The sequence below is a fragment of the Streptomyces sp. NBC_00400 genome (genome assembly GCF_036048035.1).
Taxonomy (GTDB): Bacteria; Actinomycetota; Actinomycetes; order Streptomycetales; family Streptomycetaceae; genus Streptomyces.
In genome coordinates, this window is record NZ_CP107940.1 from 1,494,876 (window position 1) to 1,509,772 (window position 14,897).

General features: G+C 71.8%; 13 protein-coding genes. 9 read left to right on the forward strand and 4 right to left on the reverse strand.

Annotated features, from left to right (window positions below):
* The first annotated feature begins 87 nt into the window (after positions 1 to 87).
* The 4 genes from OHS81_RS06670 to OHS81_RS06685 all read left to right on the forward strand — a co-directional run bounded on the left by OHS81_RS06670 (position 88) and on the right by OHS81_RS06685 (position 5,157).
* Positions 88 to 714 (forward strand): helix-turn-helix domain-containing protein, encoded by a 627-nt coding sequence (locus OHS81_RS06670; protein ID WP_328383337.1) that lies wholly within the window; start codon positions 88 to 90, stop codon positions 712 to 714.
* A 37-nt stretch (positions 715 to 751) separates the two neighbouring features.
* Positions 752 to 949: a DUF6126 family protein gene (locus OHS81_RS06675; RefSeq protein ID WP_088800724.1), complete on the forward strand. Its 198-nt coding sequence runs from the start codon at positions 752 to 754 to the stop codon at positions 947 to 949.
* A 714-nt stretch (positions 950 to 1,663) separates the two neighbouring features.
* Positions 1,664 to 4,351 (forward strand): beta-N-acetylglucosaminidase domain-containing protein, encoded by a 2,688-nt coding sequence (locus OHS81_RS06680; RefSeq protein WP_328383344.1) that lies wholly within the window; start codon positions 1,664 to 1,666, stop codon positions 4,349 to 4,351.
* A 125-nt stretch (positions 4,352 to 4,476) separates the two neighbouring features.
* Positions 4,477 to 5,157, forward strand: coding sequence for a transcriptional regulator (locus OHS81_RS06685; protein ID WP_328383346.1), 681 nt, complete (start codon positions 4,477 to 4,479; stop codon positions 5,155 to 5,157).
* A gap of 69 nt (positions 5,158 to 5,226) precedes the next feature.
* Here OHS81_RS06685 and allB read toward each other — a convergent pair whose 3' ends face one another.
* The 3 genes from allB to OHS81_RS06700 form a co-directional block, all read right to left on the reverse strand.
* Positions 5,227 to 6,570: an allantoinase AllB gene (gene allB, locus OHS81_RS06690; protein ID WP_328383348.1), complete on the reverse strand. Its 1,344-nt coding sequence runs from the start codon at positions 6,568 to 6,570 to the stop codon at positions 5,227 to 5,229.
* 183 nt (positions 6,571 to 6,753) lie between these two features.
* Complete coding sequence (locus tag OHS81_RS06695; protein WP_328383350.1) at positions 6,754 to 8,301, reverse strand: NCS1 family nucleobase:cation symporter-1; 1,548 nt, start codon at positions 8,299 to 8,301, stop codon at positions 6,754 to 6,756.
* Between the two features lie 52 nt (positions 8,302 to 8,353).
* Positions 8,354 to 9,148: an aspartate/glutamate racemase family protein gene (locus OHS81_RS06700; protein WP_328383352.1), complete on the reverse strand. Its 795-nt coding sequence runs from the start codon at positions 9,146 to 9,148 to the stop codon at positions 8,354 to 8,356.
* A gap of 268 nt (positions 9,149 to 9,416) precedes the next feature.
* Between OHS81_RS06700 and OHS81_RS06705 the strand changes: the two genes are divergently transcribed.
* Positions 9,417 to 10,220 carry an IclR family transcriptional regulator gene (locus OHS81_RS06705; protein ID WP_328383354.1) on the forward strand — a complete coding sequence of 268 codons (804 nt, stop codon included), beginning with the start codon at positions 9,417 to 9,419 and terminating at the stop codon, positions 10,218 to 10,220.
* 140 nt (positions 10,221 to 10,360) lie between these two features.
* On the opposite strand, the gene OHS81_RS06710 is transcribed toward OHS81_RS06705, so the two are convergent.
* On the reverse strand, positions 10,361 to 10,651 hold the full coding sequence (locus OHS81_RS06710; protein ID WP_328390945.1) for a DUF5955 family protein: 291 nt from the start codon (positions 10,649 to 10,651) through the stop codon (positions 10,361 to 10,363).
* 337 nt (positions 10,652 to 10,988) lie between these two features.
* Between OHS81_RS06710 and OHS81_RS06715 the strand changes: the two genes are divergently transcribed.
* From OHS81_RS06715 to OHS81_RS06730, 4 genes are all read left to right on the forward strand, one after another.
* Entirely contained in the window at positions 10,989 to 11,216 is a 228-nt protein-coding gene (locus OHS81_RS06715) for a hypothetical protein (protein ID WP_328383356.1), read from the forward strand.
* A gap of 219 nt (positions 11,217 to 11,435) precedes the next feature.
* Positions 11,436 to 12,014, forward strand: coding sequence for a nucleotidyltransferase family protein (locus OHS81_RS06720; RefSeq protein ID WP_328383357.1), 579 nt, complete (start codon positions 11,436 to 11,438; stop codon positions 12,012 to 12,014).
* 308 nt (positions 12,015 to 12,322) lie between these two features.
* Positions 12,323 to 13,951, forward strand: a complete 1,629-nt coding sequence (aceB, locus tag OHS81_RS06725; RefSeq protein ID WP_328383359.1) for a malate synthase A — start codon at positions 12,323 to 12,325, stop codon at positions 13,949 to 13,951.
* 213 nt (positions 13,952 to 14,164) lie between these two features.
* Positions 14,165 to 14,719, forward strand: coding sequence for a TetR/AcrR family transcriptional regulator (locus OHS81_RS06730; protein WP_328383361.1), 555 nt, complete (start codon positions 14,165 to 14,167; stop codon positions 14,717 to 14,719).
* The last annotated feature ends 178 nt before the right edge of the window (positions 14,720 to 14,897 follow it).

Genomic DNA, 14,897 nt, shown 5'->3' on the forward strand with positions numbered 1-14,897 from the left:
CGGCCGGGAGGCCGAAGGCAGGCCGGGACTTTTGCCTGTCAGGCAAATCTTTTGCCCAACAGGCGAAGGATCGCTATACCAGGGGGTATGACCGAGCTTCCCGACGAGCCCGTCGGCGCTCCGCCGGGGGACTTGTCCACCGTCGCGCCGCGCCTTCGTGACCTGCGCAGACGCAGTGGCCTCACGCTGGAGACCGCGGCCCGGCTGGTGGGACTCTCGCCCGCGCATCTGTCACGGCTGGAGACGCGTCAGCGGCAGCCGTCGCTGCCGGTGCTGCTGGCGCTGGCCCGTACCTACGGCACCACGGTATCCGACCTGCTCGGCGAGACCGCGCCGGAGCGGGACCCGGTGCTGCGCGGGGACCGTACGGAGCCGTCCGAGGTCGGCGGCTGGACATATTGGACCGTGGGCGGAGCCGGGCGGGCGATGCAGGCGCTGCGGGTCCATGTGCCGCAGCGGACGCAGGGCGATCTGGTGCGGGTGCATCCGGGCGAGGAGTGGCTGTACGTCCTGGAGGGGCGGCTGCGGCTGACGCTCGGCGCGGCGGTGCATGTGCTGGACCCGGGGGACTCCGCGCACTTCGACTCGCTCACGCCCCACCGGATCTCCGCCGCCTCCCGGGGCGGGACCGAGCTGTTGTTCGTCCACACGCTGTTGCAGAGCGGGGCCGCCGAGTGGTGCCTCGGCGACGACGCGAGGCGCCGCGGGCTGTGACCCCCGGTCGCCGTTCTTGAAGGAAGGACCATCCGTCGTGCCCGATCAGACCGTTCCTGCCGTACCCGCGCCTCCGCCTTCGGAGCCGCTGCCCGGGACGGCGCCCGCCGCCCGGACGTACAAGGAGGGCAAACCGCCGCGCGGGGTGTATGTGCGGGTGTTCCTCTACGTCGTGGCGACGCATGTGCTGTTGGCGTTCATGAGCTTCCTGGTGATCGTCGCCAAGTCACGCTGACGATCCGGCTGCGCCGGGCGCTGCGCTTTGTCTCCGCCCGTTTTCGGCTGTCCCGCCGTGGGGGTTTCTCGCCGTTTCGCCTGCGGCGGGCCGGGTCCGCTGCGCGGGGCGGGTGCGCTGCGCTTCGCCTCGCCCCGTCTTCGGCTTTCCCGCCGTTGCGCCTGCGGCGGGCCAGGTCCGCTGCGCGGGGCGGGTGCGCTGCGCTTCGCCTCGCCCCGTCTTCGGCTTTCCCGCCGTTGCGCCTGCGGCGAGCCAGGTCCGCTGCGCGGGGCGGGTGCGCTGCGCTTCGCCTCGCCCCGTCTTCGGCTTTCCCGCCGTTGCGCCTGCGGCGGGCCAGGTCCGCTGCGCGGGGCGGGTGCGCTGCGCTTCGCCTCGCCCCGTTTTCGGCTTTCCCGCCGTTTCGCCTGCGGCGGGCCAGGTCCGCTGCGCGGGGCTGTGGGTGCGGTGACGGGCCGGAGGGGCCTGGTGTGTGGACTGCTTCGCTTTACGTCCACACACCAGGCCCCTCCGGCCCGTCACCTCCCGTGGGTGAGTAAGTGAACGTGGGTGGGGGCGTGTGGGACGTCTCGGTGCCGGGTGGTCCTCCGGCGTGGCAACGTCCATCTCCTCGGTTCGAAAGTCCATTGCCCCGGTGCGGTGGGCAGGTGAAGCCTGCTGGCGCGAAGGCTCGCACGACTCGTCCCTGCACCTCGCCGCACCGAGGAGGACCGAAGGATGCACCGTACGCGCACCGCGGCGGCCACCGCGCTGGCCGCGGCCCTGGCCGTGATCCCTCTGACGGGTATGGCCGGGCCGCCGGGCGCCGGCGGGAAGGCGGGGCAGGACGGCCCCCGGGACCGTCCCGGAGTTGCCGGTTCCCGTGCCCTCTCCCCCACGCCCCGGTCCGTCCGGAGCCGGTCCGACCGGGTCACCATCACCCGCTCCGTGACCGTCGTCGCCGGGCCGGACACCGATGCCCCGGCACTGGCCGTCGTCGGGAAATCGCTCAAGGACGCCGGCGCGGACCAGGTCGTACGGGCCGAAAGGGCCCCGGGCGACGGGCAGTTGGTGGTGTATGTGGACGGGGCGGGCGCGTCGCGGGCTTTGCGGGCGCTGGGGACGCAGGGTCCGGACGGGCTGCCGGCCGAGGGCTATGCGCTGGCCGTCGGCGGGGGCCGGATCGCGTTGTCCGGCAAGGACGCCACCGGTACGTATTACGCCGCGCAGTCGCTGCGGCAGCTGTTGCCCCACCGGGACCGGCCGGGCGCGCGGGTGCGGGGCACCGCCGTACGGGACTGGCCGGCCACCCCGCTGCGGGGTGTCATCGAGGGCTTCTACGGCACCCCTTGGTCGCACGAGGCCCGGCTCGACCAGCTCGACTTCTACGGCGAGCACAAGATGAACCTCTATGTGTACTCGCCCAAGGACGACCCCTATCTGCGGGAGAAGTGGCGCGACCCGTATCCCGCGGGGCAGCTCGCGCAGCTCAAGGAGCTGGTCGACCGGGCGCGGCGGCGGCATGTGGAGTTCACCTATGCGCTCTCCCCGGGGCTGTCCGTCTGCTACAGCTCCGACGCCGATCTCCGGGCGCTGACCGCCAAGTTCCAGAGCCTGTGGGACATCGGTGTGCGGACCTTCGCGGTGCCGCTGGACGACATCAGTTACACGGACTGGAACTGCGCGGCGGACAAGGACACGTTCGGGACAGGTGGCGAGGCGGCGGGGGCGGCGCAGGCGCATCTGCTCAATCGCGTCCAGCAGGAGTTCATCGCCCGGCATCCGGGGGCCCAGCCGCTGCAGATGGTGCCGACCGAGTACTACGACGTGAAGCCGTCGCCGTACAAGAAGGCGCTGGCCGCCCGGCTGGACAAGGACGTGCTGGTCGAGTGGACGGGCGTGGGGGTGATTGCACCGACGATGACCGTCGCCGAGGCGCGGCAGGCCCGGGAGGTCTTCGGGCACCGGATCCTGACGTGGGACAACTACCCGGTCAATGACTATGTGACCAACCGGTTGCTGCTCGGGCCGTTCAACGGCCGGGAGAAGGGGCTGCCGGAACAGCTGGCGGGGATCACCGCGAACCCGATGATCCAGCCTGCCGCGTCCAAGCTCGCGCTGTACACGGTGGCCGACTACGCGTGGAACGACACGGCGTATGACGCCCGTGCCTCCTGGGGTGCCGCGATCGCGGAGCTGGCCGGCGGCGACGCCCGGACGGCACGGGCCCTGCGCGCCTTCGCCGATGCCCACTACGCCTCGTCGCTCAATCCGCGGCAGGCACCCGAGCTGTCATCCGCCATCGCGCAGTTCGGCAAGGACGGCGATGCGCGACGGCTGGACGGGGTGCTGCGGAACCTGCGGGACGCGCCGGGGGTGCTGCGGGACCGGCTCGCCGACCGGGGGTTCGTCAAGGACAGCGGCCCCTGGCTGGATGCCACCCGGGCCTGGGGCGTCGCGGCGCGCAGTGCCCTGCAGCTGATCGAGGCCACCAGGGCCGGGGACGGCGCCAAGGCCTGGCAACTGCGGCAGCGCATACCGGAGTTGGTGCGGACCGCCACCTCGTTCGTGTATGTGGACATGGCGGGGAAGAGGGTTCCGGTGCTGGTGGCGGACGGGGTGCTGGACACCTTCGTCGAGGAGGCGGTGGCCGCGCACGACGCGGCGCTGGGCATCGCCGGCCGTCCGAAGGGGGCGACGGATCTGGCCGTCTACCAGGACCATGCGGTTTCCCGGATGACCGATGGTGATGATGCCACTTACTTCTGGAGCGGCGCGGCGCCGAAGACCGGCTCCTTCGTGGAGCTGGATCTGCATGCGGAGCGTCCGCTGGGCACCGTACGGCTGGCGATGGGCAAGAGCGGCAGCCCGGACGACTATCTGCGGCACGGCGTCCTGGAGTACTCGTCGGACCACAGGAACTGGCACCCGCTGGCCTCGTTCGACGGGAAGGCCGAGGCCGGCGCCGAACCGCCGGCCGGGACCAAGGCCCGGTACGTCCGCGCACGGGCGACTGCGGCGCAGGACAACTGGCTGGTGGTGCGGGAGTTCGCGGTGGCCGGGGCCGATGCGGCGACGGTGGCCGGTGGCCCGCCCGCGGCGGCGGGCAGCGCGCTGCGGTCGGCGGGGGACGGTGATCCGGCGACCGCTTATCGCGCGGCGCGGGCGGCGCAGCAGGGTGAGGCGCTGGAGTTCACCCCCGACACGCCCCGCAGGGCACGGTCCGTCACCGTCCTCCGGCCGCAGGGCGCACCCGCCGGGGCGGCGGAGGTCGAGGTCCGTACGGGCGGTGCCTGGCACACCCGCGGCACGCTGTCCGGGGCCTATACGCGGCTGCCGGCCGGCGAGGTCGCGATCGAGGGCGTGCGCCTGGTCTGGCGGGACGGGACGGCGGCACCCGAGGTCAATGAGGTGATACTGCACTGAGGGGAACCGAGGGGCTGACGGGGGCCACCTTTTCCTGACAGGCCGCGTCATCGGGCCCTCGGTCCGCGCCGTGCGCCCTACTCTGAGGCTCTGGCCGCCGCCCTCGCCCCGGAGGAGACCGACTCATGGCCCGACCCGCGCCCGATGCCCCTCGTCCGACCGCGGCCGCCGTGCTCGATGACGCGGTCCGTTCCCTCGCCCCGGACACCGATGCCAACCGGCTGGTCTCGCGGATCGAGGCGGGGGCGGCGCCGCGCTCCGTGTTCGCCACCTTCGCCCTCGAACAGCATCATGTGATCAGCGCCGACCGGCTCAGCTTCCAGCATCTGGCGCGGCGGGCGGACGGCGATCCGCCCGTGGCCGACTTCTTCGACCTGCTCGCCCAGGGCGAGGCGCTGGCCTTGAAGCAGCTGGCCGGGCTGGCGGACGCCTGTGAGCTGAGCGAGCGGCAGATCGCGGAGTACCAGCCGCGCCCCGGATGCCAGGCCTACCCCTCCTATGCGGCGCGGCTCGCCCTCGGCGGTGAGCCGTCCGATGTGGCGATCGCGCTGACCGCCAACTTCGCGGCGTGGGGCGGCTATTGCGCGATCGTCGAGGCCGCGATGCGGGACCGCTACGCCTTCCCCGAGGAGGCTTGTCAGTTCTTCGGCTTCTTCGCCGGGCCAACGCCGGCCGTCGACGAGAAGGCGTGCCAGGCGGTGCAGCACGGCCTCGACACCGGCCAGGCACGGCCGGCCACGGCGCACCGCTACGGCCGCCTCCTCCAGGCGTATGAACTCATGTTCTGGAACTGTGTCGCCGAGTGATCCGGCCCCAGGGGTCGCCGCCGGCGTACGGGCCTGCCTCGCCGGTGCAGCGGGGCAGGCCGGTGGCGGTCATCGGCGGTGCGGCCGTTCGAGCAGCCGGCCGGTGGGTGCGGCGAGGGTGGCGCCGTCGTGGATCTCCCGGCCGCGCAGCCAGGTGGACCGTACGACACCGTGCAGGGTCTTTCCGGCGTAGGCGGTGATCTTGTTGCGGTGCTGGAGGGCCTGCGGGTCGACGGTGAAGGTCTCCTCGGGGGCGAGGACCGCGAAGTCCGCGTCCCGGCCGGGCTCGATGGCGCCCTTGTGGCCGAGGCCGGCCAGCGCCGCCGGTGCGGTGGCCATCCAGCGCACCACGTCATCGAGGCTGTGACCGCGCTCGCGGGCCTCGGTCCAGATGGCGGGCAGGCCGAGCTGGAGGGAGGAGATGCCGCCCCAGGCCGCGCCGAAGTCGGCGGTCTTGAGGTCGGCGGTGGAGGGCGAGTGGTCGGAGACGATGCAGTCGAGGGTGCCGTCGGCCAGTCCCTCCCACAGCGCGTCCCGGTTGGCGGCCTCGCGGATCGGCGGGCAGCACTTGAACTCCGTTGCGCCGTCCGGGATTTCCTCGGCGGTCAGGGTGAGGAAGTGCGGGCAGGACTCGACGGTGATCCTGACGCCCTCGCGCTTGGCGGCGGCGATCAGCGGCAGCGCGTCGCTGGAGGACAGATGCAGGACGTGTACCCGCGCGTCGAGCCGCCGGGCGAGCGCGATCAGTCCGGCGATGGCGTCGTTCTCGCAGGCGCGCGGGCGGGAGGCGAGGAAGCCGGCGTACTTCGGGCCGTGCGGCTGGGGGGCCGCGCCCAGCCGGCCCGGGTCCTCGGCGTGCACGATCAGCAGGCCGCCGAATCCCGCGATCTCACCGAGGGCGGCGGCCAGTTGCTCCTGGTCGAGCTCGGGAAACTCGTCCACGCCGGAGGGCGAGAGGAAGCATTTGAAGCCGAAGACACCGGCGTCGTGCAGCGGGCGGAGGTCCTTGACGTTGCCGGGGATGGCGCCGCCCCAGAAGCCGACGTCGACATGGGCCTTGCTGCGGGCGACCGCGCGCTTGGTGTCGAGGTGGGCGGCGGTGGTGGTGGGCGGGAGGCTGTTGAGCGGCATGTCCAGGAGGGTGGTGATACCGCCGGCCGCGGCCGCGCGGGTGGCGGTCCAGAAGCCCTCCCACTCGGTGCGGCCGGGGTCGTTGACGTGGACGTGGGTGTCGACGAGGCCGGGCAGCAGGACGTCGTCACCGAAGTCCCGGACCCGCGCCCCGGCCGGAGCCTCGGCGTCGTGCGGCAGCACCGCGGTGATCGTGCCGCCCGCGACGGTGACGGACGCGGCACGCGTCCCCTGCGGGGTGACGACGCGTGTGGAGCGCAGCACCAGCTCTGTTTCGGACACCCGGTCCCCTCCTCGTTTCTGTCTTCATCGTTGCGTGCGGGCGTGCGGGGCGCACGGCCGCCGCGAAGGGGCCGTGGCGTCCGGGGCACGGACGCACGCAGGAGCGGCATACAAGAACGGCATGCAGGAAGACAACGAATTCAACAATCTGTTGAAAGAGTCTTCACTCCGGGCCGCGGCCCGTCAAGACCCCTTGACCGGCACCGGCCCGGCGAGCGGCCCGGCCCCCTCCGATGCCGTGGGTTCCTCCGCCACCACGGCCCCGACCTGCGACGGGATGATCTCCTCCGGGACCGGGCCGGTGCCGGCCGCGGCGCGCTCATGGCGGGAGAGCAGGGCGTAGAGCGCCCCGGCGAGCCCCATCCCGAAGATCCAGGAGAAGGGCGCGACCACGGCGAAGGCCGGGACCAGGGCGAGCGCGGCACAGACCGCGGCGGCCGGCAGAAAGGCGGCCACGGCCTTCGGGTTGTAGCCCCTGCGGTAGAAGTACGCGCCCCGGGCGTCGGCCGAGAACAGCGCATCGACGTCGATCCGGCCGCGGCGCACCAGGTGGTAGTCGACGAGCAGTATCGCCACCAGGGGCCCGAGGAAGGCGCCGAGCGCCCCCAGGAAGTACTGGATCACCAGCGCGGACGAGTACAGCTTCCAGGGCATGACGACGATGGCCAGCACCGCGGTGATCATGCCGCCGCGCTGGAAGTTCAGGTACTTGGGCGCGAGGTTGGCGAAGTCGTAGGCGGGCGAGACGAAATTGGCGACGACATTGATGCCGATGGTGGCGACGATGAAGGCCAGCGCGCCGATGACCGTGACCACCGGATTGTCGATCTTCTGGATCACCTTGACCGGGTCGTAGATCGCCTCGCCGAAGACGGAGATCGTGCCCGCGGTGACGAGGACGGCGACCACGGCGAAGGCGGTGAAGTTCACCGGCAGCCCGATCAGATTGCCGCGCCGGTAGGAGCGGTGGTCAGGAGTGAAGCGGGCGAAGTCGGCGTAGTTGAGGACCAGGGTCAGGAAGGTGGCGACGGTCAGGCTGACCGCGATCAGGCTCTGCTCGGCCTGCGCGGAGCCGTCAAGGCCGGTGAGGCTGCGGGTCAGCGAGATGTCACCGCCGGCCTTGACGACCAGATACACCGCGAGCGCGAGGACGACCAGCCAGACCACCGGCCCGGTCGCGAAGTCCTGGACCTTGCGGATGAACTCCATCCCCCGGGTCAGCAGGACGGCCTGCAGCCCCCACATCACCAGGAACGCGATCCAGCCCAGCGTGGACAGTCCCAGCACCGAGTTGTGGTGGTAGGCCTCCAGACCCGGCGCGAGCTGCAGCGTCAGCAGGACCACGGCGGTGGAGGCCAGCCAGGTCTGGATGCCGTACCAGGCCACGGCCATGACCGCGCGCAGCAGGGCGGGGATGTTGGCGCCGTAGACGCCCCAGCTGGCGCGGGCGAGCACCGGGTAGGGGACGCCGGTCCGGTGCCCGGCGTGCCCCATCCGGTTCATCAGCCAGTGGACGATCGTGATGCCGGCCAGCAGCGCCACGAACACCTCCCAGGCGGGCAGGCCCAGCACGAACAGGCTGGAGGCGAAGGCGTAGTTGCTGATCGCGTGGGTGTCGGACATCCACAGCGCGAAGATGCTGTACGTGCCCCAGGTGCGCTCGGGGGCCGGCGCGAGGTCCCCGTTGAAGAGGCGTGGGTCCGGCTGCGGGGGCTTCGGGGGTGTGGTCACGTGTCCTCCCGGGCGGGTGGGGTGGAGCTTATGGCGGTAGGGCGGCCAGTTGTCAGATGCCTGATGTCTGAGCGGAAAATGCAGCAGGATGTGGTGAGTCCTGGGCGCACCCCGGGGGCGGGCCCAGATGTGTGCTCAGCGGCCAGGAGCCGATGGCCTTGGGGCGGGGCGGCGCGAAGCTGCGTCCCGCGCTGGTGGTCAGCCCGAGACTGACGACAGCCTCCGCGAACTTCACCGCGGCGGCAACCCCGTCGACCACGGGAATCCCGAGCGCCGCCGCGACCCTCTCCTGGAGCCCGGCCATGCCCCCACAGCCCAGGCAGATCACCTCGGCGCCGGCCCGGACCACCTCGCGGGCGGTCTCGATGATCGCCTCGACGGTCCGCTCCGGGTCCTCCTCCAGCTCCAGGACGCCGAGCCCGGTGCCGCGCACCGCGGCACAGCGCTGCAGCAGCCCGGCGGTCAGCAGCCGGTCCCGGATCTGCGGTACGGCACGGTCGAGGGTGGTGACGATGCCGTAGGCGTGGCCGAGCATCATCGCCATCTGGGCGGCGCTCTCGGTGATGTCCAGGACGGGGACGTCCAGCAGCTCCTGGGCGCCCTCCCGGCCGGGTTCGCCGAATCCGGCCATGACCAGCGCGTCGAAGGGCGTATCGAAGGTGGCGAGCCGGTCCAGCACGGCCGCGGCGCTGAGATAGCCCTCGAAGTGGCCCTCGATCGACTCCGGCCCCCACCGGGGCTGGGTCGCGATGATCTCAGTGCCCGGGGCGGCGGCCGCGGTGGCGGTGACGCGGATGGCGGCGGTCATGGAAGCCGTGGTGTTCGGGTTCATGACGAGAAGGCGCATAGCTCTCCAACGATTTGGAGGATTCCACAGAATGGACAGTAGGTTTCGCGCAGCAGAACGTAGCTACGGCCCCTGGCACCGTCAAGGGTTCGCGGCCAGGAGCTTGCCGGCCGGCTCGCACCGTGAGACAAAGAGGGCCTGACCGGCGGGAACGAGTGTGCGAGAGACCGTGTGTCCGCGTAACGGGACCGGTAGGCTTCTCCGGTCGGGCCCGGCGCCCGCCAGCACCGGCCGAGACCGATCCGACCCGCCCCGAAAGGAACGCGACGTGCCGTCGTCCAGCGCCAGCACCTCCGCCGCCGAAGCCAAGCCCGCAGGCGCCAGCGGCGGCGTCCAGTCCCTCGAGCGCGCCTTCGACCTGCTGGAGCGGATGGCCGACGCCGGCGGCGAGGTGGGCCTGAGCGAGCTCTCCACCAGCAGCGGGCTGCCACTGCCCACCATCCACCGCCTGATGCGCACGCTCGTCGCCTGCGGCTACGTCCGGCAGCAGCCCAACCGCCGCTACGCACTCGGCCCGCGCCTGATCCGGCTCGGCGAAAGCTCCTCGCGGCTGCTGGGCACCTGGGCCCGGCCGTTCCTGGCCCGCCTGGTCGAGGAGACCGGCGAGACCGCCAACATGGCACTGCTCGACGGCGACGAGATCGTCTATGTCGCCCAGGTGCCCTCGCGGCACGCGGTACGGATGTTCACCGAGGTCGGCCGGCGGGTGCTGCCGCACTCCACCGGCGTCGGCAAGGCCCTGCTGGCCCACCACTCCCCGGAGGAGGTCCGCGCCCTGCTCGGCCGTACGGGCATGCCGGCCGCAACCGAGAAGACCATCACCGACCCGGACCGCTTCCTGGAAGCACTCGCCGATGTCCGCCGCCTGGGCTACGCGGTCGACGACAACGAGCAGGAGATCGGCGTCCGCTGCCTCGCGGTACCGGTGCCCAACTCCCCCACCTCGGCGGCGATCTCCATCTCCGGCCCGACCGGACGGGTGACCGAGGCCTCGACGGACAAGATCGTCCCGGTGCTGCAGGACGTCGCGGCGCAGCTGTCGGTGGCGCTGGCGAATCAGACGCCGGCGTAGGCGCAGCGGACGACCCTCGCAGGGCGGCCCTTCACGGGGCCAGGAGACGATGTGCGGCGTACGGCGCCCCGTTCCGGGCGCGGCGCCGGCACGCACCGTGACCCGTCCCCGGCTCTGCGCTCGCGGTCACCGGGTGCACGTCACCGGCTGCGCGGCAGCTCGCCGAAGCGGTCGATCCCCTCACGCACCTCCGTGAGCGCGGGCGACAGCGCACTCACCGAGCCGACCGCCCCGGCGATCAGCAGGAGCGAACGGCGCAGCCGGGGCACCTCCGGCAGCCCGTGGCTCACCATCGCGTCCAGCGCGGCCAGCTCGTCATCCGCCGCCACCCGATCCGGTAACTCGCCGGGAAGTACTGCCAGTTGCCGACGCAGCCGGGCCACCGCCCCGCGTAGTTCCTGGACCCGTGGGTCGCCCTCGACCCCGGTCACCCGTCCGTCCCTCTGCAGCTGCTCCACAACGACGGCGTCCTCCAAGGCCGTTGCCCGTTCCGCCATGCCGGACAGTTAACGCCACTCTGCGCTGATCGCGCCACACGGAGAGCGAAAAAACCGGATCACCGAGCAGAAGCAGCCGGGAACGACCCGCAACGGCCCGGAAAGGCCGCGCCAGGCCGTACCCCGTATCGACCTGATGATGCGCCAGCACTTTTGTTCCCCTCGACACCCTTTGGTGTGGGTGCGCACGGTCCGAAGCGTATGCCGCAGCGAGATGGAGCATTCTCCCTTTCAAGGAAATATCCGGCATATCGATGGATCGGAGAATGTCATGGAGTCCAACTCCGGCCCCGACACCGGCTCGAACCACCACCGCGGCGTCAGCGTCGTGCAACTCATCTGCCGTGCGTACGGCCTCTCCGATGCCTCGGAGATCACGCTGGAGCACATACACCGTTATGTCGCCGAGCGCCGGCGCGCGGAGGAACACATGCCCCACCTGCGCGACCGGCTGCGGCCGGGCATCCCCCGCCCCCGAGCCTCCGGTGACGCGGCCTGATCCGGCGGACCGCCCCACCGGACCGGGAGACCGGGCGCCATGAGGCAAGCAGCCCCCATGAGGCAAGCGGCCCCGATGAGGCAAGCGGCCTCCATGAGGTAAGCAGTCCCCATGACGCCGAGGACGCCCGGACGGCCGGGAGAACCGCAAGGACAGTCACCACACGCCCGGCCGGGCGCCGATGAGGGGCCGCGGAACGCCGGGCGGCCCGGGGGAAGGGTGGCCGGCCTGCTGCTCGCCGCGGGCGGCGGGCGACGCCTGGGGGGACGGCCCAAGGCGCTGCTCGACCACCGGGGACGGCCACTGGTCGAGCACGCCGCACGGGCACTGCGGGACGGCGGCTGCGACCCCGTGCACATCGTGCTGGGGGCGGCCGCCGGCTTCGTACGGGAACGGGCGGATCTCTCGGCGTACGGCGTCTCGGAAAACCCGGACTGGGCCCAGGGTATGGGCTCCTCGCTGCGCGTGGGCCTCGCCGCGCTGGCCGGTTCGGGGGCGGATGCGGTGGTGGTGTCACTGGTGGACCAGCCGGGCATCGGCGCCGCGGCGGTGGCGCGGGTGGCGGCGGCGCACACGGGCACCACCTCGCTCGCCTCCGCGGCATACGACGGCCGCCGGGGCCATCCGGTCCTGTTCGGCGCCGCCCGCTGGCCGGACATCGCCGCCACCGCGACGGGCGACCGTGGTGCGCGCGCCTACCTCCAGGAGCATGCGGACGCGCTCACCCTCGTCGAGTGCGCCGACATCGCCGAGCCGTACGACATCGACACGCCGGAGGATCTGCACCGCCTGCAGTGACCGGCCCGGCGCGGATGCGCACGCCCCTCGGCAACTCCCGGGCGGCGCAAGGGAGTAGGCGTACGGGCGGCCGTAATGGAGAGTGATCGATATGGCACCGAGAGCCATTCGATCACTGCTTGTGTCGACTCGGAGAATCTCGACATCAACAAACCATTGAAGTTCCGCGATAAGGAAACTAGTCTCCACTGGTCAGAAGCGCCCTGAACCCTGACGGCGCCCGCGACCGTATTCCGGAGCCCGCGGCACCCGGTGCCGCCGGGTGTTCCGGAGGCCGCCAGGCACCGCCGCTGAATGGAGTGACACTCATGTCCGCACCAGCGCCGTCCCCGCTGGCCATCGTCGACGTCGACCCCGCGCACGCCCCCGAACGGCAGGGCGAGGTCCTTACCGACGCCGCGCTCACCTTCGTCGCCGAGCTGCACCGCCGGTTCACCCCGCGCCGCGACGAACTGCTCGCCCGCCGCGCCGGGCGCCGTGCGGAGATCGCCCGGACCAGCACCCTGGACTTCCTCCCCGAGACCGCGGAGATCCGCGCGGACGACAGCTGGAAGGTGGCCGGGGCGCCCGCCGCGCTCAACGACCGCCGGGTGGAGATCACCGGCCCCACCGACCGCAAGATGACGATCAACGCGCTCAACTCGGGCGCCAGGGTCTGGCTCGCCGACTTCGAGGATGCCTCCGCCCCGACCTGGGAGAACGTCGTCTCCGGGCAGCTCAACCTGATCGACGCCTACGAGCGCCGGATCGACTTCACCGACGCCGCCTCCGGGAAGTCGTACGCCCTGAGGCCCGCCGGGGAGCTGGCCACCGTCGTGATGCGCCCGCGCGGGTGGCACCTGGACGAGCGCCACCTCCAGTTCGAGGGCCGGCCGGTCCCCGGTGCGCTGGTCGACTTCGGGCTCTACTTCTTCCACAACGCCCAGCGCCTGCTGGACCTGGGCAAGGGCCCGTACTTCTACCTGCCGAAGACCGAGTCGCACCTGGAGGCCCGCCTCTGGAACGAGATCTTCGTCTTCGCGCAGGACTATCTCGGCATCCCCCAGGGCACCGTGCGCGCCACCGTCCTGATCGAGACCATCACGGCCGCGTACGAGATGGAGGAGATCCTTTACGAGCTGCGCGACCACGCCTCGGGGCTCAACGCCGGCCGCTGGGACTACCTCTTCTCCATCGTCAAGAACTTCCGTGACGGCGGTGCCAAGTTCGTCCTCCCGGACCGCAACGCGATCACGATGACCGCCCCGTTCATGCGCGCCTACACCGAACTCCTCGTCCGCACCTGCCACAAGCGCGGGGCGCACGCGATCGGCGGTATGGCGGCCTTCATCCCCAACCGCCGCGACCCCGAGGCCAACGAGCAGGCCCTCGCCAAGGTCAAGAACGACAAGGACCGCGAGGCCGGCGACGGCTTCGACGGCTCCTGGGTCGCCCACCCCGACCTGGTCCCGGTCGCCCGCGCCTCCTTCGACGCGGTCCTCGGCGACAAGCCGCACCAGAAGGACCGCCTGCGCGAGGACGTCGACGTCAAGGCCGCCGACCTGATCGCGATCGACTCCCTGGACGCCAAGCCCACTTACCAGGGCCTGATCGACGCGGTCCAGGTCGGCACCCGTTACATCGAGGCCTGGCTGCGCGGACTGGGCGCCGTCGCCATCTTCGGCCTCATGGAGGACGCCGCCACCGCCGAGATCTCCCGCTCCCAGATCTGGCAGTGGGTCGACGCGGGGGTCGTCTTCGAGAACGGCGAGAAGGCCACCGCGGAGCTGGTGCGCGCGGTCGCCGCGGAGCAACTGGCCGCCATCCGCGCCGAGGCCGGCGAGGACGCCTTCACCTCCGGCAGGTGGCAGCAGGCCCACGACCTGCTGCTCCGGGTCGCCCTGGACGAGAACTACACGGAGTTCCTGACGCTTCCCGCGTACGAGCTGCTGGGCTGAGGCTTCGCCCGTAGCGCCCGAGGGGCCGGTAGGTACCACCGCGGTGGTACCTACCGGCCCCTCGCCGTCACGCGGCACCCCCGGTGGACCGGTAGGTCGCGACGTACTCGGCCAGGAAGGCCGCCTCCGTGATCAGCGCGCCGCGGAGCTGGCTTATAGTGGCTCGACACTACAAACGTAGTAGAAAGCGGTTCGGCACGAAGGGCGCTCAGGGTGGCACGACGGCGGGAGCAGGTGCTGGACGCGGGCATCCAGGTCCTGGGCAGCGCGGGGGCGCGGGGGCTGACCTATCAGGCCGTGGATACCGCGGCAGGGGTCCCGTCGGGCACCACCTCCAACTACTTCCGCAACCGGACGTCCCTGATCGACGGCATCGTCGACCACGTCCAGATCCTGGAGCACCGCGACTGGGAGGCCTTCGCCACGGCGGCCGCCCCGGCCGACACCGGTGAACTCGCCGATACCGTCACCCGGTTCCTCCGGTACGCGACCGGCCCCGAGCGGGCCAGGACCGCCGCCCGCTTCGCGCTCTACCTGGAATCCTGGGCCCGCCCCGAGCTCCGCCCCGCACTCACCCGCAGCCGCGAGGCGGTCATCGACTGGGGAGCCGAGTGGCTGCGGCGCATCGGCTCGCCGGCGCCGCGACGGCACTGCGCGATCCTCTGCGACTACATGGACGGCGTTGCCTTCCGTCAACTCTCCTTCCCCGACGAGGAATTCGACCCGGGACCGGGCCTCCGCGAGCTGCTGGGCGGACTGCTGGACTGAGGAGTCGGAGAGGCCAGAGGAGTCGGAGGGGCCAGAAAGCCCAGAGGGGTCAGAAGGGTCAAGGGGTCACCGTCCGCGTCACCCTGGTGCCCCGCCCGCCCTGCCCGCCGCCGCAGCGGCCACCGCTGCGGCGCAGTCGCAGCCCCAAAACGCCAACGGCCCCCAGGAGAGCCGGCGT

Coding starts and splice junctions, on each gene's coding strand:
- OHS81_RS06670 (WP_328383337.1), top strand. CDS start 88: ATGACCGAGCTTCCCGACGAGCCCGTCGGCGCTCCGCCGGGGGACTTG.
- OHS81_RS06680 (WP_328383344.1), top strand. CDS start 1,664: ATGCACCGTACGCGCACCGCGGCGGCCACCGCGCTGGCCGCGGCCCTG.
- OHS81_RS06685 (WP_328383346.1), top strand. CDS start 4,477: ATGGCCCGACCCGCGCCCGATGCCCCTCGTCCGACCGCGGCCGCCGTG.
- OHS81_RS06700 (WP_328383352.1), bottom strand. CDS start 9,148: ATGCGCCTTCTCGTCATGAACCCGAACACCACGGCTTCCATGACCGCC.
- OHS81_RS06715 (WP_328383356.1), top strand. CDS start 10,989: ATGGAGTCCAACTCCGGCCCCGACACCGGCTCGAACCACCACCGCGGC.
- aceB (WP_328383359.1), top strand. CDS start 12,323: ATGTCCGCACCAGCGCCGTCCCCGCTGGCCATCGTCGACGTCGACCCC.